At 68.1% G+C, this 23,527-nt stretch carries 20 protein-coding genes and 1 tRNA gene; 10 read left to right on the forward strand and 11 right to left on the reverse strand.

Annotated elements, in window-relative coordinates; translation table 11 throughout:
- Positions 1–63: 63 nt before the first annotated feature.
- Positions 64–288, forward strand: a complete 225-nt coding sequence (locus AB8P05_RS06205) for a hypothetical protein (RefSeq protein WP_455172373.1) — start codon at positions 64–66, stop codon at positions 286–288.
- Between the two features lie 62 nt (positions 289–350).
- Here AB8P05_RS06205 and nadE read toward each other — a convergent pair whose 3' ends face one another.
- Positions 351–2,006, reverse strand: coding sequence for an NAD(+) synthase (gene nadE / locus AB8P05_RS06210; RefSeq protein WP_472759202.1), 1,656 nt, complete (start codon positions 2,004–2,006; stop codon positions 351–353).
- A 319-nt stretch (positions 2,007–2,325) separates the two neighbouring features.
- On the opposite strand from nadE, the gene AB8P05_RS06215 reads away from it, so the two are divergent.
- Together AB8P05_RS06215 and AB8P05_RS06220 are read left to right on the forward strand one after the other, a co-directional pair.
- Complete coding sequence (locus tag AB8P05_RS06215) at positions 2,326–3,264, forward strand: hypothetical protein (RefSeq protein ID WP_472759203.1); 939 nt, start codon at positions 2,326–2,328, stop codon at positions 3,262–3,264.
- 153 nt (positions 3,265–3,417) lie between these two features.
- On the forward strand, positions 3,418–3,828 hold the full coding sequence (locus AB8P05_RS06220) for a nuclear transport factor 2 family protein (protein WP_472759204.1): 411 nt from the start codon (positions 3,418–3,420) through the stop codon (positions 3,826–3,828).
- 15 nt (positions 3,829–3,843) lie between these two features.
- Here the strand turns inward: AB8P05_RS06220 and AB8P05_RS06225 are convergent, their stop codons facing one another.
- The 3 genes from AB8P05_RS06225 to AB8P05_RS06235 all read right to left on the reverse strand — a co-directional run bounded on the left by AB8P05_RS06225 (position 3,844) and on the right by AB8P05_RS06235 (position 8,139).
- On the reverse strand, positions 3,844–5,088 hold the full coding sequence (locus AB8P05_RS06225; RefSeq protein ID WP_472759205.1) for a serine hydrolase domain-containing protein: 1,245 nt from the start codon (positions 5,086–5,088) through the stop codon (positions 3,844–3,846).
- 184 nt (positions 5,089–5,272) lie between these two features.
- Entirely contained in the window at positions 5,273–7,018 is a 1,746-nt protein-coding gene (locus AB8P05_RS06230; protein ID WP_472759206.1) for a glycosyltransferase family 39 protein, read from the reverse strand.
- Entirely contained in the window at positions 7,015–8,139 is a 1,125-nt protein-coding gene (locus tag AB8P05_RS06235) for a glycosyltransferase family 2 protein (RefSeq protein WP_472759207.1), read from the reverse strand. The genes AB8P05_RS06230 and AB8P05_RS06235 overlap by 4 nt, the downstream gene beginning before the upstream one ends.
- Positions 8,140–8,548: 409 nt before the next feature.
- On the opposite strand from AB8P05_RS06235, the gene AB8P05_RS06240 reads away from it, so the two are divergent.
- Positions 8,549–10,558, forward strand: coding sequence for a methyl-accepting chemotaxis protein (locus tag AB8P05_RS06240; protein ID WP_472759208.1), 2,010 nt, complete (start codon positions 8,549–8,551; stop codon positions 10,556–10,558).
- A gap of 160 nt (positions 10,559–10,718) precedes the next feature.
- Entirely contained in the window at positions 10,719–11,381 is a 663-nt protein-coding gene (locus tag AB8P05_RS06245) for a hypothetical protein (RefSeq protein WP_472759209.1), read from the forward strand.
- Positions 11,382–11,507: 126 nt separating this feature from the next.
- Here AB8P05_RS06245 and AB8P05_RS06250 read toward each other — a convergent pair whose 3' ends face one another.
- The 4 genes from AB8P05_RS06250 to AB8P05_RS06265 form a co-directional block, all read right to left on the reverse strand.
- Entirely contained in the window at positions 11,508–13,205 is a 1,698-nt protein-coding gene (locus tag AB8P05_RS06250; RefSeq protein WP_472759210.1) for a methyl-accepting chemotaxis protein, read from the reverse strand.
- Positions 13,206–13,862: 657 nt separating this feature from the next.
- Positions 13,863–14,807 carry an AEC family transporter gene (locus AB8P05_RS06255; RefSeq protein WP_472759211.1) on the reverse strand — a complete coding sequence of 315 codons (945 nt, stop codon included), beginning with the start codon at positions 14,805–14,807 and terminating at the stop codon, positions 13,863–13,865.
- Positions 14,808–14,880: 73 nt separating this feature from the next.
- Positions 14,881–15,549 (reverse strand): RraA family protein, encoded by a 669-nt coding sequence (locus tag AB8P05_RS06260; RefSeq protein ID WP_472759212.1) that lies wholly within the window; start codon positions 15,547–15,549, stop codon positions 14,881–14,883.
- Between the two features lie 703 nt (positions 15,550–16,252).
- Positions 16,253–16,327: transfer RNA gene (locus AB8P05_RS06265), tRNA-Gly, on the reverse strand.
- A 148-nt stretch (positions 16,328–16,475) separates the two neighbouring features.
- On the opposite strand from AB8P05_RS06265, the gene AB8P05_RS06270 reads away from it, so the two are divergent.
- The 5 genes from AB8P05_RS06270 to AB8P05_RS06290 all read left to right on the forward strand — a co-directional run bounded on the left by AB8P05_RS06270 (position 16,476) and on the right by AB8P05_RS06290 (position 19,520).
- Complete coding sequence (locus AB8P05_RS06270; protein ID WP_472759213.1) at positions 16,476–17,021, forward strand: prolyl-tRNA synthetase associated domain-containing protein; 546 nt, start codon at positions 16,476–16,478, stop codon at positions 17,019–17,021.
- A 166-nt stretch (positions 17,022–17,187) separates the two neighbouring features.
- Positions 17,188–18,141 (forward strand): tetratricopeptide repeat protein, encoded by a 954-nt coding sequence (locus tag AB8P05_RS06275; protein WP_472759214.1) that lies wholly within the window; start codon positions 17,188–17,190, stop codon positions 18,139–18,141.
- Positions 18,142–18,198: 57 nt separating this feature from the next.
- Entirely contained in the window at positions 18,199–18,879 is a 681-nt protein-coding gene (locus AB8P05_RS06280; RefSeq protein ID WP_472759215.1) for an LON peptidase substrate-binding domain-containing protein, read from the forward strand.
- Positions 18,880–18,909: 30 nt separating this feature from the next.
- Positions 18,910–19,140 carry a Trm112 family protein gene (locus AB8P05_RS06285; protein ID WP_014248577.1) on the forward strand — a complete coding sequence of 77 codons (231 nt, stop codon included), beginning with the start codon at positions 18,910–18,912 and terminating at the stop codon, positions 19,138–19,140.
- On the forward strand, positions 19,137–19,520 hold the full coding sequence (locus AB8P05_RS06290) for a gamma-butyrobetaine hydroxylase family protein (RefSeq protein WP_455172388.1): 384 nt from the start codon (positions 19,137–19,139) through the stop codon (positions 19,518–19,520). The genes AB8P05_RS06285 and AB8P05_RS06290 overlap by 4 nt, the downstream gene beginning before the upstream one ends.
- A gap of 161 nt (positions 19,521–19,681) precedes the next feature.
- Here AB8P05_RS06290 and AB8P05_RS06295 read toward each other — a convergent pair whose 3' ends face one another.
- The 3 genes from AB8P05_RS06295 to AB8P05_RS06305 form a co-directional block, all read right to left on the reverse strand.
- The gene (locus tag AB8P05_RS06295) at positions 19,682–21,193 is read right to left on the reverse strand and encodes a UbiD family decarboxylase (protein WP_472759216.1); all 1,512 of its coding nucleotides are present in this window, start codon (positions 21,191–21,193) and stop codon (positions 19,682–19,684) included.
- 197 nt (positions 21,194–21,390) lie between these two features.
- The gene (gene phbB / locus AB8P05_RS06300; protein ID WP_149222233.1) at positions 21,391–22,113 is read right to left on the reverse strand and encodes an acetoacetyl-CoA reductase; all 723 of its coding nucleotides are present in this window, start codon (positions 22,111–22,113) and stop codon (positions 21,391–21,393) included.
- Positions 22,114–22,262: 149 nt separating this feature from the next.
- Entirely contained in the window at positions 22,263–23,438 is a 1,176-nt protein-coding gene (locus AB8P05_RS06305) for an acetyl-CoA C-acetyltransferase (protein ID WP_455172390.1), read from the reverse strand.
- Positions 23,439–23,527: the final 89 nt, after the last annotated feature.

Genomic DNA, 23,527 nt, shown 5'->3' on the forward strand with positions numbered 1-23,527 from the left:
ATGAACCGATGTCCTGCTGCAATGCGGGACAGGGAATAACCACAAAAACTTTGGGTGATAGAGATGACGGACCAAGCGGTTACCGCCGATGCTTATTTCGGTGAAGACGAGAACCCGGCCGGGTTGCTGACCAACTGGGGCAACTCCCCCTATCTCGTCTTCCCCGCCATGCTGCTGATTTTCATCATGCCGCTGGCGATCATCTTCCATCCGACCTGGATCGTGCTGCCGGCCGTGCTGTGGAGCTTCGGCATGCTCGCCACGATCATCAAGCTGACCCGCGGCTGACCTCCGGTCCGGCAGAAGATGGAGAGTGAAGGGGGACGGTCCGCTCCCCCTTCACTCCCCGCTCAAGACAGATCGATGGCGCCGCAGCCGACCGGAAAGCGCCGCAGCCGCGCGACGGTGCGGCGCGAGACGCGCGGCCCCGGCGGCGCCCGGCGGCGGTCCGCTTCCGCCCGAACCACCATCCGCCACACCGACTCCACCGTTTCGGCCGCATGCCCGCGCCCGGCGAGATCGGCGGGCGAAAACCCGCCGTCGAGCAGGCCCGCCAGCAGATCGTCCAGCGCCTCCACCGGCGGCAGTCCGGCCGGCGTCGCGGCCTTCAGCCGGCGCGCCAGCACCCGTTCCGGGACCACCCGCCCGGCCGGCCCGCGCGATCCCGCCGGCTGGTTGGCGTTGCGCCAGCGCGCCAGTTCCAGCACCTGCGCCTTCGGCACGTCGGCCAGCACGGCATAGCCGCAACCCGACTCCTCGGGCACGAGGCCGAGCAGCCGGTCGGTGCGGTCGGCGGTGGACAGAAGCAGCGCACCCATCCGCTCCGCCAGTGCCGCCAGGGTCGCGGCGCGCAGGCGGGCATGCAGCCGGTCCGCCGCCCCGGCCGAGTCGCGCCCGGCGAAGACCGGCGCCAGCAGCGAGTCGGCAGCCTTCAGCACCGGCGCCAGCGCGACATTGTCCAGGCGGCAACCCAGCAGTTCGACGATCTCGGCCGCATCGTCCAGGCTGTCCGCCAGCGCATCGACACCGCTGCCCGGCAGCGGGGCGCGGACCGCCAGCACCCGCTCCGGCCCCAGCGCGTCGGCGGCGATGGCGGCGGTCAGCGCCGAGTCCAGCCCGCCGGTCAGGCCGACCACCACGCCCGGCGCGCCGCCTTTCGCCACCGCGTCGCGCAGGCCCAGGACCAGCGCGCCATAGAGCGCCTCCGTCCCCTCGACCGGCGCAATCGTTTCGGCTTCGGAACTGTCCCAGGAATCGTCGTCGCCACGCTCCCAGCGGGACAGCAGCAGATGCTCGGCGAACAGCGGCGCCTGCGCGACCAGCCGGCCGCCAGACGCCAGCGCGAAGCTGCCGCCGTCGAACACCAGCTCGTCCTCGCCGCCGACCGCGTTCACCGCGACCAGAGGCAGGCCACACTCCACCACCCGCGCGACAGCGGCCTGCAGCCGCTCGTCGGCACGGCCGGGGGCGAAGGGGCTGGCGAGCAGCGCGACCAGAAGCTCGGCCCCGCTTTCGGCTAGCGTTTCCGCCACGTCGGCGCTTGCCAGATCGCCGCCCACCAGCAGGCCGACGCGCACACCGCGGACATTCACCGGTCCCGGCATCGGACCGGCATCGAAACGATCATCCTCAGGCGCGCCGATCTCGCCACCACCCATTTCGGCCTGGAAACGGATCGCCGCGATCCTGCCCGCGTCCAGCAGCAGCGCGGCATTGTGCCGCTTGGCGCCGTCACGCCAGGGGGCGCCGACCAGCAAGGCCGGCCCCCCATCGGCGGTATCCTCAGCCAGCCCCCGGGCCGCCGCCTCCACGGCGTCGAGGAAGGCGGGCTGAGCGGCCAGATCCAGCAGAGGGACGCCGGACAGCGCGCCGGCCGGGCAGACGACAAGGTCGGCGCCGCGGGCTGCGGCCTCCGCCCGGGCGGCGCGGATGCGGTCGGCGTTGGCGGCCAGACTGCCGGCGGCCGGATCGTCCTGGACGAGCGCGATGGAAAGTCGGTCGGTCATGATGGCGGGTTCCCTTCTTGCGGGTCCTTTTGCCATCAGGGTAACAGCGGCCCCGGCCGGGTGAAAGCGGCCGCTCGCCGCATGTCATCACGCAGCCGAAACAAGTGGCGGTACAAATGGAGGAAAGCTTAGGAAAGGAAGTTCCGAAGACTTCGACGATTAGTAAGGTAACGAAGTTATCTCAATCATTCAAAGAAATATCCAAAATTAACATCTGGTAAAGGTTGTCGGGGTCATGCTTCGGCTTGCGCACAAACAACGCGATGCGGGGGCATCCATGTATTACGCGGAGCTCAGCGGCCCGAACGGCAAACCTTCGGTGCTGTCCACGGCTGTGCAGAACGGTTCGTCAAAGACGGCCGGCACGGCGAAGGACGCGCTGGCCAAATCGGACGCGAAGTCGGTCGATGGCGACAAGGCGGAGAAGAAGAGCCAGTCGCCGGCCTACACCATCAGCCAGTCGATGGAATCGCTGCTGGACAGTCTGACCGGCAAGGGCGGCGCCCAGGCCGCGGGCGGCGGTGGCGCCCTGGCGGCCGGCAACAGCGGCGTCGACCGCGCCCGCCAAGCGCAATCGCTGATGCAGTCGGCGCTGGACCACGGCAACGATCTGGCCGGCATGTTCGGCAAGGGCGTCGATGCGCTGAAGCAGGGGCTGGGCGACGCGCTGAGCATGCTGGGCGTTCCGAAGAACCGCATCGACGACGCGGTCAGCGGCTTCGGCGACAAGCTGAAATCCAAGCTGGACGGCATGGACCTCAGCCAGCTGTCGGTGGACATGCAGGCCACCCAGTCGCAATGGTCGATCGAATCCCACGGGATCGAGCTGGAGATCCAGGACGGCGACCGCAGCGTCCGCATCTCCTTCGCCAAATCGACCCTGGACTTCCGCCGCGACGACCAGCGGCTCCAGGCCTCGCTGGGCAAGGGCGGCGACATGGCGCTGAGCGCCACCGGCATCACCACCACGGCCACCGGCAAGTCCACCGGCATGATCGTCCGCTCCGAAGGCTTCAGCGACGACGAGATCAAGGACATCCTCGGCAAGCTGAACGACATGGCCTCCAAGGCCGGCGGCGACGGGATGAAGGGGCTGGCGGTGCTGAAGCCGACCACCTCCAAGAACGGCGTCACCCACCTGACGCTCGACCTGTCAGCCCCGGTGGACGGGCTGTCAGCCGGCAAGGACGGTGCGGCGGTGAAGGAGGCGGCATCCGCCACAGCCACCAAGCCGAACAGCGTCGACCTCAAGGCCTGAGCCGCCTTTTCGGCAGCCAACTTGTCACAGCGCCGGCCCGGAACCGCCCGGACCGGCGCTTGCCCATGCCGGATGGCTTCATTACAAGCGGACTGATGCCGGCCGGACGGCCGTGCCTCGCCCGTTCCCGGAACCATCGCCCGGACAGAAGCCATGACCGACCGCGACACTCTGCTGGCCCTGAACCAGGCCTTCTACCGCGCCTTCACCAACCGCGACGCCGCCGCGATGGAAGCGCTGTGGGCGGAGACGCTGCCCGTGTCCTGCATCCATCCCGGCTGGACCGCCCTGTTCGGGCGCGATGCCGTGCTGACCAGCTGGCGCGACGTTCTGCGGGCTCCCAACGGCGTCTCCGTCGAGGCCCGGAACGAGCGGGTCACCCTGCATGGTGACACCGCCCTGGTGGTCTGCGAGGAGATGCTGGGGGGCGCCGTCCTGGCCGCCACCAACCTGTTCGCACGGGAAAACGGCAGCTGGCGCCTTGCCCACCATCAGGCCGGCCCCATCGCCCAGGCCCGCGCCGATGTGGAAATTCCCGCCAAGGCGCCGCGCCGCCTGCATTGACGGCGGCAGTACCGCTCACGGCAGGCTTGCCACCTCCGGCCGCGCTTCCAGGCGGCGGACGAGATCGATCACCACACGGTCGGCGGTGACCTGATCGGGATCGCTGTTGGTCAAGGCCACCACGCCCCAGCGATGCGCCTTCGAAAAGGCGATGTAGGCGTTGAAACCGCCGGTGGAGCCGGAATGCCAATGGATCGGCGTTCCATCTCCCGCCCAGGCGACGAACCAGCCGAGCGCCATCGCCCCCGCCCCCAGGCTGCCCGGATCGGCCAGCGTCCGGCCATCGACCTGCACCGTCTGCGCCAGCGCCAGGGTCGCCGATGCGCCGGGGGCACAGCCCTGTCCGCCCGGCCCGGCCGCCCGGCCGGGACAATCGCCCAGATTGGCGGACAGCCAGCGCAGCATGTCGTCGGCGGAGGAATAGAGGCCGAAGGCGGGCAGCATCGCCGGCGCCTCCCAATCCGGCACGGTCCGGCCGCGGGCATGGCCCGCCGCCTTGCGCGCCCGCTGCTCCGCCGTCGGCTGCAGGGTGGTGTCGCGCAGGCCGAAGCGGTCGGTCACCACCCGCCTCAACAGGGCCTCGTAGGACTGGCCGGCCGCGGCGGACAGTGCCTCCCCCAGCACCGCCATCCCGGCGTTGGAATAGCTGAAGCGCACGCCCGGCGGCACCGGCAGATGGTAGCCGGACAGCCACAGCCCAAGCTCGGCGCGCGACAGCGGCTTGTAGGGGTTGCGCGGGTCCTCCAGCCGGCTCCAGGAAAAGCGCGGCGTCTCGGGCACGCTGGGCAGGCCGGCGGTGTGGGTGGCGAGGTCGCGCAGACGGATGCGCAAGCCGTCATAGTCCGGCAGATGGGCAACCTGCACCGGCCCGAGGCGCCGCAGGTGCCGCTCCAGCGGATCGTCGGGCGACAGGCGGCCCTCCCGCACCAGTTCCGCCATGATGGTGCCGGTGAAGGGCTTGGTGAGGGAGGCGATCTGGAACAGCGTGCGCCCGTCCGGCGGGCCGCCATCCGGGCGCCCGGCGTCGCCGCGCCCGACCACCAGCGTCCGGCCGTCGCGGATCACGCCGACGACCAGACTGCCCGCTTCGGCCGGCGGCCGGTGCTCCTCCACGGCGCGGGTCACCAGATCGGTCAGTGCATCGCCGGACGGGCTACCTGAGCCCTCGCCGGAACGGTCGAGACCGATGGCCCCGGTCTGACCGAAGGAAACGCTCGACAGCAGCAGACATAAAACGCCCAAGAGCAGCCTGCGCCGCATACCCGCCTCCGCCCGGCCCTGAAACATCAGGGTCCGGAGAGTGGGGGAGGTCCGGGGGCGGACAGGGCCGCGAAGGGCGATCCGGCGAAAGACGGCGGCGGAGCGGTCAGGGGTACTCCCCGGCCGCTCCCCCTCCCCGACCGGTCAGGCTCCTATTCGGTCTGGCGTTTACGCCGTGGGACGGTCATTCCGTCGGAACGTCGGACTTGGGCGGGCGGCGGTCCTTGACAATGGACAGCGGCACGTCGTCGGCCGCGATCTCCAGGATCGGATGGCCGTCCAGCAGCGACGGGCAGCGCTTGACCTGGGTAAAGGCGAGGAAGAAGTCAGCCCGGCGCCAATCCGGTTCGATGCCGTTGACCAGACGCAGCCAGGGCGGCAGTTCGAACCGGACCGCCAGCGTGTTGCCGCAGACGGTCAGGGTGTACTGCCGCGGCGGCGCGCGCCCGTCATTCTCGCGCTCGACATATTCGATCAGCTCCTGCAGCGCCTCGTGCAGGGAATTGCCCCAGTAATCCAGCTCGAACTTGCCGTCGGCGCCCCGTACGCCTCCGACGAACTGGTTGTAGTACACGTACTGGTTCGGGTGCATGGCGCCCAGCTGCCACGCGTACACCACCGCGACCACGGTCATCGCGGCGGCGAAGCCCTGCCCCAGCGCCCGGCCGCCGCGCTGGCACAGCGTCCACAGCCGGTCGGCGGCGATGGCCGCCATCACCACGAAGGGCGGCACCAGGAACAGGAAATGGCGGATGCCGTTGTAGACCGACGGCCGCATCAGGATGAACAGCAGGATCGGCAGGAACCCCGCCAGCGCCAGCGGGGTGTAGCGCACCAGCGTGAAGGCGCCGGTCCGCCGCCAGCCGCCGCGGGCCAGCCAGATCCCCGCCAGCACCACCGCCGCGGCGACGCCGATCACCACCGCTTCCGGCAGCTTCACCGCCAGATAGACCGGCAGGTACAGGGCGGGCGGATCGTTGGAATGGACCAGCTCGCCCATGAACAGGGTCTGGATGTCGATGGGGAAGTGGGAGACGACGCGCAGCGCCTCCAGCGGGTTGCGCAGCGGCCTCTGCACCACCCAGGGCCAGAAGACGGCCATGATCGCATAGGCGACGGGGATCGCCGGCCACAGGGACAGGAAGGCGCGCCGCGCGTCGGTGAGAGCCCAGCGATGCCCCTCCTGCCGCGTCACCAGCGCGAAATGCAGCGCCATGGCGACGGCCAGATAGAAGCCGGCCAGCACCCCGCCGACACGGATCGCCAGCGTCAGGCCCAGAACCAGACCGAACTTCAGCACCGCGCTGCGGCTGGGCCGCGGCAGCTGTTTCAGGATTCGGGTGGCGAAATAGAGCGTCCACACCATGCCGGCCGCGAACGGCACGTCCTTGGTGTTGTTGAACATGGCGCCGTAATAGACGCCGCTCAGCGACAGCAGCACTGCGGCGATGAATCCGGCACGCGGGCCGGCGAGAAGCCGGGTGTAGCGCCATGTCCCGGCAATGCCCAGCACCCCGACCAGGGCGCAGAGCAGGTGCCGCGTCTCATACTCCTCGAAAGGGGAGAAGGGCACGATGACGGCGGTGACGAGGTCGAACAGGCCGCCGTAATAGGCCAGATCCTTGAAATGGAAGGCAGACCGGTCCTGGAAGAAGCTGGTGTAGTAGGACAGCAGCTTCTTGCCGTAGATGTGCTGAACCTCCTCGTCCGTGCTGATGCCGTAGCTGAGAAAGGTCAGGGCAGCCAGGATCAGCAGCCCCAGCAGCAGCGCGCGCGACAGCCCGTCCCACAGCGCGGCGTCGCCGTGCGGCTGTACGAGGCTGCCGACGGTGATGGAGGATGGTGCGGCGGCTGCGGCCGGGCGGCGGGCGGCGGGCGATCCGCCGACGGCGCCCTCGCCGCCGGTCAGCCGGCGGGTCTCGATGCTCATCGCTGCCGCTCCTGACCCGCCCGCTCCTGCCCCACAGGCTCGCCGAGCGGATCGAGTTCCGCCCCATGCGGATCGTCCGCCGTGCCGAAGCCGTGGGCGGAGCGCACGATGAACAGCGGCCTGCCCTTCACCTCGGCGAAGACGCGGCCCAGATAGTCGCCGATGATGCCCAGCGTGATCAGCTGGATGCCGCCCAGGAACAGCACCGCGACCAGCAGCGATTCGTAACCGGGCACGTCGATGCCGTGGAAAAGCGTGCGGACCAGCCGGATCAGGATATAGACGAAGGCAACGCCCGATACGGCCATGCCGACCAGGCTCCACACCCGCAGGGGGAAGGTGGAGAAGGCGGTCAGACCGTCGAAGGACAGGCGCAGAAGCTTGACGAAGCCCCATTTGGTGTCGCCGCCGGCGCGCTCCCCCTGCTCATAGGGGATGGCGGCCTGACGGAAGCCGACCCAGGCGAAGATGCCCTTCATGAAGCGCGTGCGCTCCGGCATCCGGTTGATGACCTCGACCACGCGGCGGTCCATCAGGCGGAAATCGCCGACCTCGCGCGGAAGCTTGATCTCCGACAGATGGTCGAAGACCCAGTAGAACAGCCGGGCGAACAGCCGGTGCTTCAGGCTCTGGCCGACGCGGGCATGCCGCACGGCGACGACCACGTCGAAGCCCTCGCGCCATTTGGCGATGAAGGCCGGCAGCAGTTCCGGCGGATGCTGCAGGTCGGCATCCATCGGCACCACCGCGTCGCCGGTGGTGTGGCTGAGCCCGGCGGACAGCGCCAGCTCCTTGCCGAAGTTGCGCGACAGGTCGACCACCTTCACCCGCGGGTCGCGGTCATGGACGTCCAGCAGCCGGTCGACGGTGTCGTCGCGGCTGCCGTCGTTGACGCAGACCACCTCCCACTCCATGTCCAGCCCGTCCAGCACCGGGGTCAGCCGGGCGAACAGCGCGTCGATGTTGGGACCCTCGTTGTAGAAGGGGATGACGACCGAAAGGCGTCCGCGCCGCGGGCGGCCTAAACGATCGGTGCCGGGCCGATCGGTGCCGAGCCGGCGTGCGGACGTGGTGCGGGCATCCGAAGAGGCCGCGGAAATGGGCGCGTCGGGAATGGACATGGCCAGCCGTCGGGTCAAAGCGTCATAGACCGGGAGGATGAGGGATCGGCGACGACCCCGGACGGCCGCTGCGCCCTTCGGCATATACCACGATAGCAGGGGATGTTCAAAATGCCTCTCCTGTGACCGCCGCGGCACAAAAAATGGCCGTTCCGCCCGTGAAAGCGCCCACGGGACGGCGGCCAGCGGCCCCACGCAACGGGCAAACATGAAGGGCGTCCGTTTATTCCACGCCCGCCGCCCATTGTCTCCCCTGCGTCACCCGGGGGCTTTCCCGCTGCCGGTCCCCTCGGCCGGCCATACCTGGGCATGTGGCACGCTTCCTGAAACAGGTCGCAGGGGCTGACCTTTCCCCGGTCGCCCCGATCACGCGCTGAGCAGCGACCCTGTGCCGACGGAGGTCCCGACCATGAGCCTTTTCAATCGCTTTTCCGTGGGTTCCAAGATCACGGCGGCCAGCGCCGGCATTCTGGTGTTCCTGGTGCTGATCGGCGGTATCGGCGTGGTGGCCCTGTCCGATGCCGGCGGCGCGGTGGAGACCTACCGGCGGCTCGGCCAGCAGACCAACGAGGCCGGGCGCATCCAGGCCCTGATGCTGGAGATGCGCCAGCAAACCACCCGCTTCCTGCTGACCGGCGATCCGGAGGTCGGCGCGACCGTCCGCCGCCTTGCCGGCGATGCGGCTCAGACCATCGACAAGGCCCGCGGCCTGTTCGCCGACCCGGCCCTGCGGCAGACCGTCGACCAGATGGCGCAGGAGATCGTCCGATATCAGGAGGCCTTCGCCGCGACGATGGATCTGCAGGCCCAGCGCAGCAAGACCATCGCCGAGCTGGACGAGATCGGTCCCAGGCTGGAGGGTGCCCTGGACAACATCATGGACAGTGCCAGTACCGCCGGCGACACCGACGCCGCCTATCTGGCGGGCATGGCGCTGCGCCATATGCTGTCGGCCCGCATCTCGGCCACGCGCTACAGCATCGACGGCTCCCCGGCGCTGGCGAGCCAGACCCGTTCGCAGTTCACCGACGCCGCCAGCCGCGGCGGGGCGATGATGGCGAAGCTGACCGACCTCGACCGCCGCAAGATGGCGATGTCCTACACCGCGATGCTGCGCGTCTACACCACCGGCTTCAACGCCGTGGTCAAGGCGACGACCGAACGCGACCGGCTGGTGACCGAGGTGCTGATCCCCGTCGGCGATTCCATCGCCGCCGAGGCGGAACAGCTGACCGTCGCCAGTGTCGAGCATCAGAAGAGGCTGGGCGAGGAGACCGGCGCCTTCATCACCAAGGCGCTTTCCGTGATGATCGCCGCCTCGCTGGTGGCGGTGGTGCTGGGGCTGGCGACCGCGTTGCTGATTGGCCGCGGGGTGTCGCGCCCGGTGGTGGCGATCACCGACCGGATGACCCGGCTGGCCGGCGGCGACCGCAGCGTCGACATCCCCGGCCTGGACCGCGCCGACGAGATCGGCGGCATGGCCAAGGCCCTGCAGGTCTTCAAGGAGAGCCTGATCGAGAGCGACCGGCTGGCCGCTTCCCAGCGTGCCGATCATGAGGCGCAGCGCAGCCGCGGCGAGCGGATCGACCGGCTGACCCAGGAGTTCGACCGGCTGGTCCTGGCGGCGCTGGGCCGGGTGTCGGCGGCGGCGACGCAGCTGCAGGCGACCGCCCAGACCATGTCCGCCACCGCCGAGCAGACCACCCGGCAGGCCGATGCGGTCGCCAGCGCCTCCCTTGACGCGACCGGCAATGTGGAGACGGTGGCCGCCGCGACCGAGGAGCTGACCGCCTCCATCGCCGAGATCGGCCGGCAGGTGGCCGAGAGCACCCGCATCGCCGGACAGGCGGTCGCCACCGCCGAGAAGACGGACGGCACCGTCCGCGGGCTGGTCGATGCCGCCCAGCGCATCGGCGAGGTGGTGCAGCTCATCACCGACATCGCCAGCCAGACCAACCTGCTGGCGCTGAACGCCACCATCGAGGCGGCGCGGGCGGGCGAAGCCGGCAAAGGCTTCGCCGTCGTGGCGTCGGAGGTCAAGAACCTCGCCAGCCAGACCGCCAAGGCGACCGAGGAGATCGGCAGCCAGATCGCCGGTATCCAGGAGATCAGCCGGCAGGCCGCCGGTGCCATCGCCGAGATCGGCCGGGTGATCGCCGAGATCAACCACATCTCCACCACCATCGCCGCCGCGGTGGAGGAGCAGGGCGCCGCCACCAAGGAGATCAGCCGCAACGTCCAGCAGGCGGCGCGCGGCACCCAGCAGGTGTCCGGCAATATCGCCGGCGTGTCGGAGGCCGCGGCCTCCACCGGCGACGCCTCCCGCGAGGTGCTGACCGCCGCCGACGGGCTGAACCATGAGGCGACCGACCTGCGCGGCTTCGTGTCGCGCTTCCTGTCAGACATGCGGGCGGCGTAAGAAACGGCACCGAACTTCAGCACGGCCGTGACAGTTGTGGCGCCGGCGGGACCCGAAAAGACCGGGTCTTGCCGGCGCCGTTCTATTGCCGGGCAGCCCTGCTCATTTGCCGGGATACATTCCCCTTGCGCCGGGACGCCCCCTTGGGCACATAGGCGCCATGATCCTGACCCCCATCGCCATCGACGACATGCCGAAGGCCATCGCGGCCTTCGACGCCCATCTGGACGGCCATGCCCAAGCGCGCGCCGCCTTCCGCCGGATCGCCGCCACCTGGCCGGTTCGGCCGGAGGAGGAGCCCGGCGGTGGCGTCGATACGCCGGCCCACCGGGCCGACGCGGTCCGGCTGGCCCATGCCCATGGCATCGACACGCTGGACGAGCCTCCCAGCCGTTCCTTCATGTGGGACGGCAAGGTGATCCGCACCGATGTCGAGGCGACGGTGATCGTGCATGAGGTGGCGCACTGGCTGTGCGCGGCGCCGGAGCGGCGCACCTTGATCGATTACGGCCTGGGCCCCGGCCCGGAGACCACCGCCCGCAAGGAGGCGCGCGCCGACAAGCGCCTGTGCTTCGAGGACTGCATGCATGAGGAGCAGCAGACCTCGCTGCTCGGCGTGCTGTGGGAGGTGGAGTTGGGCCAGCCGGGGATCCTGGCCTTCCTGGAGCAGAACTGGATGGAGCATTGGGAGCGGCCGAGCACCGCCGCCTTCTTCATCCGCCATGCCGAGGAACTGTTCACCCGCGGCCTGATCGATGCCGACGGCCGCCCGACGACCGCGCGGCAGTGGGCGGATGCGCGCAAGGGCGTGCTGGTGGGGTAAGCGCAGACTTACCATTGCCCCCACCTATCCTCCCGCTCTCGGCCGACCAAAGGTCGGTCCGATGGCGGGGGAGGATAGGTGGGGGTCTAACTCCGCAAGAACCCCACCACCCTTGTCACCCCACCATCACGCCGCGGTGATGCGGGCGATGAAGGCTTCGATCTCGTGGTCAAGGCGGTTGAAGCTGCGCGACAGCTCTTCCGTGGTGTTCTGCACCGATCCGGCGGAATGGCCGGTGGTCTCGGCGGCCTGCTGGACCAGACGCATCTCCTGCATCACCGCCATGGTGTCGACGGCGGCGCGCTGGGACCGGGCGCTGATGTCGCGGGTGGCGGCATCCTGCTCCTCGACCGCGGCGGCGACGGTGCCGAGCGATTCGTCGACCTGACGGATGGTGCCGACGATGGCGCGGATGGCGCCGACCGCGGCATGTGTCGCAGCCTGCACGGCGGCGATTTCCGCGCCGATCTCTTCCGTCGCCTTGGCGGTCTGGTTGGCGAGGCTCTTCACCTCCTGCGCCACGACGGCGAAGCCCTTGCCGGCCTCGCCCGCCCGTGCCGCCTCGATGGTGGCGTTCAGGGCCAGCAGGTTGGTCTGGCCGGCGATCGACTGGATGAGGCCGACGACCTCCTCGATCTTGCGGCTGGCCTCGCTCAGGCCCTGGACGATGCTGTCGGTGCGGCCGGCCTCCTCCACGGCACCACGGGCGAGCTGCGCCGACTGGCTGATGGAGCGGGTGATCTCGTCGATGGAGGCGCGCAGCTGCTCGGCCCCGGCGGCCACGCTCTCGACCTCGCTGGTCGCCTCCTGCACCGAGTGGGCGACGCTGTCGCTGTGGTGGCTGGTCTGCTTGGCGTTGTCGAGCATCGAGTTGGCTTCGTTGCGCATCGACGTGGCGGACCGCACCACTTCGCCCATCATCGCCTTGACTGACGCCTCCAAGTCGTTGGCGAGCGCCGACATCGCCTGACGCCGTTCCTGGTCGTTGCGGATGCGCATCGCCTCCTGCTCGCGGGACAGCTCCTGCACCCGGATGGCGTTCTCCTTGAACACCTGGACGGTGCGGGCCATCTGGCCGATCTCGTCACCGCGCTCCGCGGCGGGAATGTCGGCCTCCAGGTTGCCGCGGGCAAGCCGTTCCATCACGTCGGTCAGGCGCACGATGGGACGGGCGATGTTCATGCCGATGAACAGCGCCACACCCACCGTCACCAGCAGCGCGCCACCGGCCACCAGCATGAAGGCCTGGGTCGTGTTGTCGACCGATGCATTGACCTGCGCATACGCGTCGGTGGAGACCTTCCGCTTGTAGTTCAGATAGTCCCGGCTGGTCGTCTGCAGGCGGGTGTAGGCCGACTGCACTTCCTGCAGGAAATCCAGCGGATCGACGCCCATCTTCAGCAGGTCGAGGAAACTTCCCACCTTCGCCAGATAAGTGGCGGCGTCGCTGCCGAACCGCTCGAAATACTTCGCCTCCTCGTCGGTTTCGGCGGTGGCGCCCTTCAGCAACTCCGCCTGCCCCTTCAGCTTGTCGAGCTGCCCGTTGAGGGCCTTCATCTCCTCATCCACCGCCTTGGGCGAGGCGTTCGCGCTGCTGAGGATCACGGTCCGGTACATGCCGGCGTGGGCCACCGTCAAGGTGTCGGTCATTCCCTGGATCTCCGCCTCCCGCGTGAAGGAGCGGTTGAACAGGGCATCGAGCAGGGTCGACTGCTGGGTAATCGCCGACCAGCCGAGCACCGCGATCACCAGCATGCCGATGATCGCGGTCGTCGCCGGGATGGCCATCTTGACGGGGATGTGGAAGTTGTTGAGGAGGGTCATGGGGCACCTGCGTCGGCCGCCGGTCCGTGGCGCGAACCATCGGGCATGGCATTGAGGCGAAGGAGCGGAGGGCGGCCGCGCGACGCCGGCGGCACCATCGGCACCGCCCTGCGCTCCGCCATCGCCGCACCGCTCTGCGATACGTGGTTGGAACGAACTTCCTGTCCGGGTCCTGATCCGGGACGGCCCGCCCGCCGGCACGACCGCCACCGCGACATCTCATCCCGAAAATCTTTTGCAATGATTAACGGCGCTTCTTTTGACAGGATCTTTGATCTGTCACAATCGTCCGCCATTTTTCCGGCATATTCCCGGATGCTTGTCTCTGACATACTATCATATGCGCCAGAACAGGCCGCTTTTCTATTGTCCGGAGCAGGCCCGGTGGAATGCCGCCACGCCCGCGATGGACTCTCCTTTTCCGTGTTTTTCATGAACAAGAGAAAGCCTCAGAGCAGCATCAATGCTTCGGAAATCATACAATTAGAGGCTAACAGGATTTTCCTGTCGCTTCAATGGCGCGCATTCCGGGCATACCGCCGCATGCGGCGCATGGATCGCCGCCACCTCCCGTCACATGCCTGACGGTGACCAGAAAGTCGTCTTCGAGTATTTTCAAGGATATGTCAAATAGCCGCACCGGCGGCGCGGGCCGGCTCAGCCCGCGGCCGACACCATGAAGGCGACGGAGATCGACACCGGCGACAGCAGGGTGGAGATCAGCAGCGACATCGACACCACGTCCCGCCCGGCATTGTAGCGCTCGGCGAAGACATAGGCGTTGATGCCGATGGGCAGGGCCGCGGCGGTCACGGCGGGGGCGACCCACACCGGAGGCAGGTCGAAGACATGGGTGGCCAACAGCCAGGTCAGCAGCGGGTGCAGCCCCGTCTTCAGCAGGGCCACGACCGTCGCCGGAAGCACCGCGCCGGAAGCCGGGCTGAGCGCCAGCGACGCGCCCAGCGTGAAGCAGGCGCAGGGAAGCACCGTCTGCGCCAGCATGGTGAAGCTCTTCATCACCATGGGCGGGATCGGCAGATGGATCAGGTTGGCCGCCAGACCGAGGATGACCGACACCACCAGCGGGCTGGCCAGCGTCGCCTTGGCCGCCCCCAGCGTCGCCTGCACCGGACGCCCGGACCGGCCGCCGCGCACCGACCGCTGGGTTTCCGCCAGCATGGTGGCGGAGGTGAACAGCAGCGGCGACTGGAAGACGATCAGCAGCATCACCGGCACCGCCACCGTCGGTCCATAGGCCTCCATGATGATGGGCGAGCCGAGAAGCGCGATGTTCGAAAAGGAACTGGCGAGGCCGATGGGCGCGATCTGCTCCCGCCGGCCCGCCATCCGCATCCACAGCCCGCCCACCAGGAAAACCGCCACCGCCGCGATGTAGAAGGACCCCAGAACCGCCCATTCCAGCGGATCGGGGATGTCCGCCCGCGCCATGTTGGAGAACAGCAGCGCCGGCAGCGCATAGATGCCGAGGAAACGGGAAAGCCCCTGGACCATCGCATTGCTGAAGCCGCGGTAGCGTGCCGCCCAGAAGCCAAGGGCGATCAGGCCGAACATCGGCAGGACGATCTGGAAAATCAGCGACATGGACGCGGCACCGTGTGGGCGGGATCGGCCGGGCGGACCGGCGATGCGGGGGCTTTCCTTTACACCGGCCCGCTCATTCGGCGGGAACGATCTCCAGCGGCGGAACGCCCAGCACATCCACCAGGGTGGCGCCGGCCTCGATCTGCTCGGTCCACTGGCGCTCGCGCTCCAGCAGGGCGAGGCTCTGGGTCAGGGCGGCGTCGGCGAAGGTCAGCGGCACGACCACCACCCCATCCTCGTCGCCCAGGATCAGGTCGCCGGGGTTGACCGGCACGCCGCCGATGGCCGCGGTGACGTCCATCTTGCCGCCGAAATTCTTGTGCGGGCCACGGGCGACGGCCCCCTTGGCAAAGACCGGCAGGCCGAGCCCGCGGATCTCGTGCAGGTCGCGGACGGAGCCGTCGACCACCAGCCCGCCCAGCGCCCGGCGCTTGCAGCAGCGGACCACCCATTCGCCGGCCAGCGCCACGTCGTCCAGGCCGCCGCCGGCCACCACGACCACGTCGCCCGGATCGGCGAGGCTGACGGCATGGTGAACCATGCTGTTGTCGCCCGGCATGGTGACGACGGTGCGGGCCTGACCGCAGATGCGCATGCCCGGCACCATCGGCTTGATCCGCGAATCCATGCTCTGGCAGCGGTTCAGCGCGTCGGAGGCGACGCTGCTGGGCACCGACGACCATTTGGCGAGAGCGTCGGTCGACAGCCGGCGATACTCGACGAGATAGCGTTGCATGGCCATGGCGGGGGTCCTTTCTTCGGTCTGGTCTTCGTGTCTGGATCGGGGTCGGAGGAGGCGTGGAGGGCGGCGGCGGTTCCCGCGTCGGTCGGTCCCGGAACCGGCCGCCCCCGACAAGGTGGCCCCGCCCGCCTTGCGTCCGGGCGGGCGGGGCCGGCGCTCCGGCCAGGCGACCGGAATGTCGTTATGCGGGAAGGTTTCAGGACTTCAACGCGCTTTTCCGCGGATCATCGGCGATCGGCACAACCCCCGGCGCTTTAGACGCCATTTATTTAGATTTTGAAGTGTACCCGCATAAGCGGTCATACGCAAGGAGGTTGACAATCTGTAAATACGTCATAGGAAATTTCGTCCCGCTTTGCGGGATATCTCAACTTGGACCGCGCCCGAGACGTGAAATTATAAGGCAGTCGCCACGAAGGCTCCGCCACTTCACAACTGACGCGGCAGCCCGGGGTGACTGGATGGAGTCGGCGAAGCGCGCCGATGTGTAAGCCGGCACCGACGCCTACAATTGTATGATGATGGAGGTTCGACTTGGCGCAATCTACGGATAGGCCATCACGGCCATGGCCCGGCAACGGCGGCGGGGCGGATGGGCGACGATGGCGGGCGGAAATCGGCAGGCGCCGGAAATGCGAAAGGCCGGCACCCGAAGGTCCGGCCTTTTGAAATCGCATGCTCCAGCGCAAAGGCTGGAGGAAACTGGAGCGGGCGAAGGGATTCGAACCCTCGACCCCAACCTTGGCAAGGTTGTGCTCTACCCCTGAGCTACGCCCGCGCTCCGTACCGTCGTTCAGCATCAGCAGCGTGTCTGCCGTCCGGCGGTGTGCGGCGGACTATACTCATCGGCCGACGCAATGCAAGCGCCTTGTTTCAGTTTTTTCACCGGCTGGACGATTTTCCGCACGCCCGGTACAAGGGCTGTCATGGACACCGCATCGACCTCCCTTCCGGATCAGGCGGCGCCGCTGCCGACCTCGCCGGACCAGTTGCTGGCGCGGCTCGACGCGCTGGGCATCCAGGCAACCACGCACAGCCACCCGCCGCTGCACACGGTGGAGGAGAGCAAGGCCCTGCGCGGCGCCCTGCCCGGCGGCCATTGCAAGAACCTGTTCCTGAAGGACAAGAAGGACCAGCATTGGCTGGTGGTGGCGCTGGAGGACGCCAGGGTCGACCTGAACCGGCTGGACAAGGCGATCGGGTCGGCGCGGCTGTCCTTCGCCTCGGCCGACCGGCTGTGGCGCATCCTAGGGATCCGGCCGGGATCGGTCACGCCATTCGCCCTGGTCAACGACACCGACCACAAGGTGCGCGTCGTCCTGCAGAAGGCGATGATGGAGCATGACCTGCTGAACTACCATCCGCTGTTGAACGACCGCACCACGGCAATACGGCGCGACGACCTGCTGCGCTTCATCCGCGCCTGCGGGCACGAGCCGGCGATCGTCGAGTTCGGCCGCGCGGAAGAGTGACCGGCCGAGCGGCGGTTTCCACGCAATGCTTGCTTGAGCCGCCTTGCGCGCTCACATATGTCGGCAACGACGAGGATCCGGGGACCGCTACGGCCGGATCGGCAACTCCATGGCCCACCGGGATGTCCTAATGGGCCAGGCATCACCAACGGGACCGAAACACGCCATGTTCTCCATGCCCCCCGCCAACGGGTCCAAGCCCGCCGCTCCCGCAGCCTCCGGTGCCGCTGACGTCGTCAAGGACAGCAGCGACCGCGCCTTCATGGCCGACGTGATCGAGGCCTCGCGCGACGTTCCGGTGATCGTCGATTTCTGGGCGCCCTGGTGCGGCCCCTGCAAGCAGCTGGGCCCGATCATCGAGAAGGTGGTGCGCGCCGCCAAGGGCGCAGTGCGCCTGGTGAAGATCGACACCGACGCCAACCCGATGATCGCCTCGCAGCTGCGCGTGCAGTCGATCCCCGCGGTCTACGCCTTCTTCCAGGGCCGCCCGGTCGACGGCTTCATGGGCGCCCTGCCCGAATCGCAGGTGAAGGCCTTCGTCGACAAGCTGCTGGCGCTGGCCAAGCAGGCCGGCGTCGGCGGCGGGGCCGGTGACCTGCTGGAGGAGGCCTTCGCCCAGGCGAAGGAGCTGATGGAGGGGGGCGACCTGCAGGGCGCGCTCGACCTCTACAGCCAGATCATGCAGGCGGAGCCGGAGAACGCCCAGGCCTATGCCGGGATCATCCGCTGCCTGATCGCCGCCGGCGACCTGGAGAACGCCAAGCAGATGCTGGCCCAGGCCCCCGAATCCATCGCCAAGGACAAGGAGCTAGCCAACGTCCGCGCCGCGCTCGACGTGGCGGAGCAGGCGTCCAACGCCGGCCCGATCCCGGAGCTGATGGAGAAGGTCGCCCACGACCCGAACGACCATGCCTCGCGCTTCGACCTCGCCATGGCCCTGTTCGCCGCCGGCAAGCGGGAAGCGGCGGTGGACGAGCTGCTGGAGATCTTCAAGCGCGACCGGACCTGGAACGAGGACGGCGCCCGCAAGCAGCTGGTGAAGTTCTTCGAGGCGTTCGGCCAGACCGACCCGCTGACGGTGAAGACCCGCCGCCGGCTGTCGACCATGATGTTCAGCTGACGCTTTTACGGACACGGGACGGCTGTTCCACCGGCGAAGGGGTTCTATCTGATTGGCATGACCAGGAACCCAACCAGAAACCCCTTCGACCCGGATTTCGCCCAGCTTCCGGGGATGCTGCCGATCTTTCCCCTGGCCGGCGTCCTGCTGCTGCCGCGGGCAAGGTTGCCGCTGAACATCTTCGAGCCGCGCTACCTCGCGATGGTCGAGGACGCGCTGGGCAGCGGCCGCATGATCGGCATGGTCCAGCCGCTCGACCCCGCCGGGCGGGAGCGGGAGCCGGCCGTCTATGACTGCGGCTGTGCCGGCCGTATCACCAGCTTCGCCGAGACCGACGACGGCCGTTTTCTCATCACCCTGACCGGCGTCGCCCGCTTCGAGATCGGGCGGGAGGTGGAGGGCGCGCGCGGCTACCGGCGGGTGGTTCCCGACTGGCGCCCCTTCCGCGCCGACCTGGAGCATGAAGCCTGCGGCGACATCGACCGCAGCCGTCTGCTCGGCGCGCTGAAGAGCTATTTCCGCGTCCAGGGCCTTTCGGTCGATTGGAAGTCCATCGAATCGACGCTGGACGAGCGGCTGGTCAACTCGCTCGCCATGATCTGCCCCTTCACGCCCGGCGAGAAACAGGCGCTGCTGGAGGCCCCGACCCTGGCGGAACGCGGGAAGCTCTTGATCGGGCTGGTCGAGATGGCCATTCTCGACAGCCATGACGGGGACGGTCCGCCGCCCAAGCATTGATCCTTACCTTAGACGATTGCGAGACACGACATGGCGACGCCCGAGGACAAGAGCAGCGAATCGAAAACCAGCGCCCGGGTCGACCCGAAGCTGCTGGAAATCCTGGTCTGTCCGCTGACCAAGGGTCCGCTGCGCTACGACGCCGAACGCGGCGAGCTGGTCAGCGAGCGCGCCGGGCTGGCCTATCCGATCCGTGACGGCATCCCGATCATGCTGATCGACGAGGCCCGCAGCCTGGACAAGGCGGGGGCGTCGCGATGAGTGAGGAAGGGTTCGGCACGGTCCACTGGCCGACCGAGATCCGCCTGAAGAAGGAGGAGAAGCGGCTGGAGGTCGATTTCGACGACGGCCGGACCTTCTCCTACCCGGCGGAGTTCCTGCGCGTCGTCAGCCCCTCGGCCGAGGTGCAGGGCCACAATCCCAGCCAGAAGCAGACCGTCGCCGGCCGCCGCCATGTCGGCATCATGCGGGTCGAGCCGGTCGGCAACTACGCCGTCCGCATCGTCTTCGACGATCTGCACGACAGCGGCATCTACACCTGGAAATACCTCTACGAAATCGGCACCGAACAGGAGACTCTGTGGGCCGAGTATCTAGAGGAGTTGCAAGCCAAGGGCCTGAGCCGCGACCCGCGGCGGTAGGGTACAGGTCCCTCTCCCGCCCCGGGAGAGGGTGGCCGCGAAGCGGCCGGGTGAGGGGTGATCCAAGAGTCCTGAACCGCATGGTTCCTTGGATCACCCTCACCCTTCCCAAGCTTCGCTTGGGCCCCTTCCCTCTCCCGGGGCGGGAGAGGGACATCACCTCACTTCCAGATCGGTTTCCCGCTGCCCGGCAGGCCGTAGAGGTCCCATTTCCGGCTGACCTTCTCCACGACCTCCTCGGTCATGTGCAGCTTCTCACCCCATTCGCGCTTGGTCTCCGGCGGCCACTTGTTGGTGGCGTCCAGGCCGACCTTGCCGCCCAGGCCGGATTCCGGGCTGGCGAAGTCGAGATAGTCGATCGGCGTGCCTTCGATCACCGTGATGTCGCGCGCAGGGTCCATGCGGGTGGAGATCGCCCACATCACGTCCTTCCAGTTCCGCGCGTCGATGTCGTCGTCCACGACGATCACCCACTTCGTGTACATGAACTGGCGCAGGAAGGACCAGACGCCCATCATCACGCGCTTGGCGTGGCCCGGATACGCCTTCTTCATGCTGACCACCGCGATGCGGTAGGAGCAGCCTTCCGGCGGCAGCCAGAAATCGACGATCTCCGGAAACTGCTGGATCAGCAGCGGGATGAACACCTCGTTCAGCGCCTCGCCCAGCACCGACGGCTCGTCGGGCGGGCGGCCGGTGAAGGTGGACAGATAAATCGGCTTGCGCCGCATCGTCATCGCGGTGACGGTAAAGACCGGGAAGGGCTCGACCGAGTTGTAATAGCCGGTGTGGTCGCCGTAGGGTCCCTCGTCGGCATACTCGTCCAGGCTGACATGGCCTTCCAGGACGATTTCGGCCTGGGCCGGCACCTTCAGCGGCACCGTCTTGCACTCCACCAGCTCCACCTTCTTGCCGCGCAGCAGGCCGGCGAACTGGTATTCCGACAGGGTGTCGGGCACCGGCGTCACCGCGGCCAGGATGGTGCCGGGGTCCGCCCCCAGCACGACGGCGCAGGGCAGCGGCTCGCGTTTCCCACTGGCGGCCCAGCGGTGATGGTGCTGGGCACCGCCGCGGTGCTTCAGCCAGCGCATGATGGTCTTGTTCTTCCCCAGCACCTGCATGCGGTAGATGCCGAGGTTGAAGTCGTCCTCGCGCTTGCCCGTGGGCCCCTTGGTGACCACAAGCGGCCAAGTGATCAGCGGCGCCGGCTCGCCCGGCCAGCAGCCCTGCACCGGCAGGCGGCCGAGGTCGATGTCGTCGCCGGTCAGCACCACCTCCTGGCAGGGTGCCGAGCCGACGGTCTTCGGCTTCATCGACAGCACGGTCTTGGCGAGCGGAATCAGCTCCAGCGCCTCGCGAAAGCCACCCGGCGGCTCCGGCTGCTTCAGGAAGGCCAGCGTCTCGCCGACGGCGCGCAGCTGGTGCGGCTCGCGGTCCATGCCCCAGGCGACCCGCTCCACCGTGCCGAACAGGTTGACCAGCACCGGCATCTCCGAGCGCGTGCCGTCGGCCTTGATGACATTCTCGAACAGCACCGCCGGGCCGTTCTCGGCCAGCAGGCGGGTCTGGATCTCGGTCATCTCCAGCACGGTGGACACCGGTTCCTTCACCACCACCAGCCGCCCCGCCTTCTCCAGCCGGTCGATGAAGTCACGCAACGAGGTGTAGGGCATCGCAGGGGGTCCAGTGTGTGGGTGGTGCGTCCGAAACGGACGATAACCTTCAACTCGGCGGCCGGTCCGTCAAGTGCGGCGGAGGCCGATTCAAAAACAAAACCCCTCCCCACCCCCGGCGGACCAAGGGTCCGGCCGGAAGCGGGAAAGGGGCTTCGTCACAGTTCATGAACCGGGGTGCGAGACCCGGCCCGGGATCAGTACATGTGCTGGCCGCCGTTGACCGACAGGGTCGAGCCGGTCATGAAGCCGTTGTCGTCGTCGACGAGGTACAGCACCGCCTTGGCGATCTCCGAGGCGCGGCCAAGGCGGCCGACCGGGATGCGGGCGACGATCTTCTCCAGCACGTTCGGCGGCACCGCGCGCACCATGTCGGTGTCGATGTAGCCGGGGGCGATGGCGTTGACGGTGATGCCCTTGGCGGCACTCTCCTGCGCCAGCGCCTTGGTGAAGCCGTGGATGCCGGACTTCGCCGCGGCGTAGTTGACCTGACCGTACTGGCCGGCCTGGCCGTTGACCGAGCCGATGTTGACGATGCGGCCGAAACCGCGCTCGCGCATGCCGTCGATGACATTGCGGCACATGTTGAAGCAGGAGGACAGGTTGGTGTGGATCACCTTCTCCCACTGCTCGTAGGTCATGCGGTGCATCACGCCGTCACGGGTGATGCCGGCATTGTTGATGAGAACATCGACCGGGCCCAGGTCGGACTCGATCGCGGCGATACCCTTCTTGCAGGCGTCGAAATCCGCGACGTCGAACTTGTAAGTCGGGATACCGGTGCGGGCGGTGAACTCCTCGGCCGCCTGATCGTTGCCGGCATAGTTGGCGGCGACCTTGTAACCGGCATTCTTCAGGGCGACGGCAACCGCCTCGCCGATGCCGCGGGTGCCACCAGTGACGACTGCAACACGAGCCATAGTTTTTCTCCCCAGATTTAGTGATGGTTGGTTGGTTTCTTTGACTTTTTATTGTTGGGCACGGGACTCCCTCCGCAGGTCCGGCGGATGTCCCAGGCCTTCAGGCGAAGCGGGCCGCTTCCATTCTGGAAAGCGGCCCGTTCGGTATCTCAGTCGCGCTGGACGCAGAGGGCGATGCCCATGCCGCCGCCGATGCACAGGGTGGCGAGGCCCTTCTTGGCGTCGCGCTTCTGCATTTCATACAGCAGCGTGGTCAGCACGCGCGCGCCCGAGGCGCCGACCGGGTGGCCGAGCGCGATGGCGCCGCCGTTGACGTTGACCTTGCCGGTGTCCCAGCCGAGATCCTTGTTGACCGACAGCGCCTGGGCGGCGAAGGCCTCGTTCGCCTCGATCAGGTCGAGGTCGTCGACGGTCCAGCCGGCCTTCTCCAGAGCCTTGCGAGAGGCCGGGATCGGACCGGTGCCCATGATGGCCGGATCGACGCCGGCGGTCGCCCAGGAGACGATGCGGGCCAGCGGGGTGACGCCGCGCTTGGCCGCATTCTCCGCCGACATCAGAACCAGGGCGGCGGCGCCGTCGTTGATGCCCGAGGCGTTGCCGGCGGTCACCGTGCCGTCCTTCGAGAAGGCCGGGCGCAGCTTGGCCAGCGACTCCGCCGTGGTGCCGTGCTTGGGATACTCATCGTCCGACACGACGACATCGCCCTTGCGGCCCTTGATGGTGACCGGGACGATCTCGTCCTTGAAGCGGCCGGCCTTCTGGGCGGCCTCGGCCTTCTGCTGGCTGGCGGCGGCGAAGGCGTCCTGCTCCTCGCGGGTCAGCTGCCACTTCTGGGCGATGTTCTCGGCCGTGTTGCCCATGTGGTAGCCATGGAAGGCGTCGGTCAGGCCGTCGCGCAGCATGGTGTCGAGCAGCTCGGCGGAGCCCATCTTGGTGCCGTTGCGCAGGTGCATGACGTGCGGCGCGAGGCTCATGCTCTCCTGGCCGCCGACGACCATGATGTCGGCGTCGCCGTTCTTGATCGCCTGATAGCCGAGCGCGACGGAACGCAGGCCGGAACCGCAGAGCTGGTTGATGCCGATGGCGGTCGCCTCCACCGGGATGCCGGCGTTGACGGCGGCCTGGCGGGCCGGGTTCTGGCCCTGACCGGCGGTCAGGATCTGGCCCAGGATGACTTCGTCCACTTCCGCCGCGTCGGTCTTGGCGCGGGCCAGCGCTTCGCGGATCGCGACCTCGCCCAGGACGTGGGCGGGAACGGTGCTGAGGGCACCGTTGAAGCTGCCGATGGGCGTACGGGCGGCACCGGCGATGACGACTTCGGTCATTGAACGCTCCTCGAAATAGGACAGTTTTATTATAGCGCTGGTGGGACGCTCGGAGTGATTGTTACCTTAAGTCGGGCAATGTGACGGGT

The sequence above is a fragment of the Azospirillum sp. VT-I1 genome, assembly GCF_055698305.1.

Excerpts from the sequence above, each read along its gene's own strand:
- AB8P05_RS06205 (WP_455172373.1), top strand. The coding sequence starts at position 64 with ATGACGGACCAAGCGGTTACCGCCGATGCTTATTTCGGTGAAGACGAG.
- nadE (WP_472759202.1), bottom strand. The coding sequence starts at position 2,006 with ATGACCGACCGACTTTCCATCGCGCTCGTCCAGGACGATCCGGCCGCC.
- AB8P05_RS06220 (WP_472759204.1), top strand. The coding sequence starts at position 3,418 with ATGACCGACCGCGACACTCTGCTGGCCCTGAACCAGGCCTTCTACCGC.
- AB8P05_RS06225 (WP_472759205.1), bottom strand. The coding sequence starts at position 5,088 with ATGCGGCGCAGGCTGCTCTTGGGCGTTTTATGTCTGCTGCTGTCGAGC.
- AB8P05_RS06230 (WP_472759206.1), bottom strand. The coding sequence starts at position 7,018 with ATGAGCATCGAGACCCGCCGGCTGACCGGCGGCGAGGGCGCCGTCGGC.
- AB8P05_RS06235 (WP_472759207.1), bottom strand. The coding sequence starts at position 8,139 with ATGTCCATTCCCGACGCGCCCATTTCCGCGGCCTCTTCGGATGCCCGC.
- AB8P05_RS06240 (WP_472759208.1), top strand. The coding sequence starts at position 8,549 with ATGAGCCTTTTCAATCGCTTTTCCGTGGGTTCCAAGATCACGGCGGCC.
- AB8P05_RS06245 (WP_472759209.1), top strand. The coding sequence starts at position 10,719 with ATGATCCTGACCCCCATCGCCATCGACGACATGCCGAAGGCCATCGCG.
- AB8P05_RS06250 (WP_472759210.1), bottom strand. The coding sequence starts at position 13,205 with ATGACCCTCCTCAACAACTTCCACATCCCCGTCAAGATGGCCATCCCG.
- AB8P05_RS06255 (WP_472759211.1), bottom strand. The coding sequence starts at position 14,807 with ATGTCGCTGATTTTCCAGATCGTCCTGCCGATGTTCGGCCTGATCGCC.
- AB8P05_RS06260 (WP_472759212.1), bottom strand. The coding sequence starts at position 15,549 with ATGGCCATGCAACGCTATCTCGTCGAGTATCGCCGGCTGTCGACCGAC.
- AB8P05_RS06270 (WP_472759213.1), top strand. The coding sequence starts at position 16,476 with ATGGACACCGCATCGACCTCCCTTCCGGATCAGGCGGCGCCGCTGCCG.
- AB8P05_RS06275 (WP_472759214.1), top strand. The coding sequence starts at position 17,188 with ATGTTCTCCATGCCCCCCGCCAACGGGTCCAAGCCCGCCGCTCCCGCA.
- AB8P05_RS06280 (WP_472759215.1), top strand. The coding sequence starts at position 18,199 with ATGACCAGGAACCCAACCAGAAACCCCTTCGACCCGGATTTCGCCCAG.
- AB8P05_RS06285 (WP_014248577.1), top strand. The coding sequence starts at position 18,910 with ATGGCGACGCCCGAGGACAAGAGCAGCGAATCGAAAACCAGCGCCCGG.
- AB8P05_RS06290 (WP_455172388.1), top strand. The coding sequence starts at position 19,137 with ATGAGTGAGGAAGGGTTCGGCACGGTCCACTGGCCGACCGAGATCCGC.
- AB8P05_RS06295 (WP_472759216.1), bottom strand. The coding sequence starts at position 21,193 with ATGCCCTACACCTCGTTGCGTGACTTCATCGACCGGCTGGAGAAGGCG.
- phbB (WP_149222233.1), bottom strand. The coding sequence starts at position 22,113 with ATGGCTCGTGTTGCAGTCGTCACTGGTGGCACCCGCGGCATCGGCGAG.
- AB8P05_RS06305 (WP_455172390.1), bottom strand. The coding sequence starts at position 23,438 with ATGACCGAAGTCGTCATCGCCGGTGCCGCCCGTACGCCCATCGGCAGC.